We start from the raw sequence: 1,289 nt of genomic DNA on the forward strand, positions 1-1,289 counted from the left end.
TCTCGCGGGCCCCGACCTGCTCGATTATGGGCACTGATTCTCCTTGCGTCGTCTCGTCAGGTGCGCACTTAGCCTAGCCTGAGTTTCCGGGCTATTTCGATCTTGAAGTTTGACTGGTTCGGCCGATAGTGGCTGACCTGCGGCGACATGCCGCGCAGGTGGTTGACTTCGGGCCGGGATGCGTATTACCTAAATGAGTGCCATCGGTGATCAGCAAGAAGATCGGTGGGAAGACGTACTACTATCTGGCGACCTCGGCGCGGGTGGATGGGCGACCGCGGATCGTGGAGCAGCGGTACCTGGGTACCGCTGCCGAGATCGAGCGGGCGGTCGATGGCGCCACGGTGATGCCCTCGCGGACAAGGCATCTGGGGTTCGGCGACCTCGCCGCGGCGTGGTCGGTGATCGACCGGCTCGGGGTGATCGGCGCCATCGACGAGGTCCTGGGGGCGCGACGATCGGATGCGGGCGCCTCGGTGGGCACCTACCTGGCGTTGGCCGCGGTGAACCGGGTGGTGGCGCCGCGCTCGAAGCTGGCCTTCGCCGACTGGTGGACACGCACCGCCGGGGATCGGCTGGTCAAGCTGGCGGCCGGCGCGCTGGATCATCGCCGGTTCTGGGACGCGATGGACGCGGTCGACGTCGACCGGCTCGACGAGATCGAGGCACGTATCGCCGCGCGGGTGATCACCGAGTACGGGCTCGACACCTCATCAATGGCGCTGGACATGACCAACTTCGCCACCTACATCGACTCGACCAACGACAAGGCGCCGATCGCGCAGCGGGGCAAGGCGAAACAGAAACGCTCGGACCTACGGCTGGTCGGACTCGGCCTGGTCGTCACCCGCGACGGCGGCATCCCGCTGCTGTCCCGCGCCTACCCGGGCAACAAGCCCGACGTGACCCAGTTCGCCGCGATGATCAGCGAACTCGCCGCCCGGCACCGCGCACTGGGCGCTGATCCCGGCGAGCTGACCATCGTCTTTGACGCCGGACAAAACAGTGAACCGAACTTCACCGCCCTGACCGACGCGCGGCTGCACTACGTGGGGTCGCTGCCGCCCTCGGATCACCCCGACCTGCTGGCCATCCCACGATCGGCGTACCGGCCGGTCGCCGGATTCGACGGCGTGAGCGCCCACGAGGTCGCGGTGAGCGCGCTCGGGCTCCAACACCGCGGGGTATTGACCCATTCGGCCGAGCTGCACGCCGGCCAGGTCCGCGGGTTGGATCAGACCCTGGCCAAAGCCCAAGCCACGCTGACCACGATCGCCGAGGTCCTCGCC

The 1,289-nt window shown here is 67.5% G+C and carries 1 protein-coding gene; it reads left to right on the plus strand.

What is annotated here, in order from left to right; all coding sequences use genetic code 11:
* Positions 1 to 206 precede the first annotated feature (206 nt).
* Positions 207 to 1,289 (plus strand): IS1634 family transposase (locus tag F6Q13_RS17580; protein ID WP_293059284.1); only part of this gene is annotated, 1,083 nt, incomplete at its 3' end.

The sequence above is a fragment of the Mycobacterium sp. genome (genome assembly GCF_008709575.1).
Classification (GTDB): Bacteria; Actinomycetota; Actinomycetes; order Mycobacteriales; family Mycobacteriaceae; genus Mycobacterium.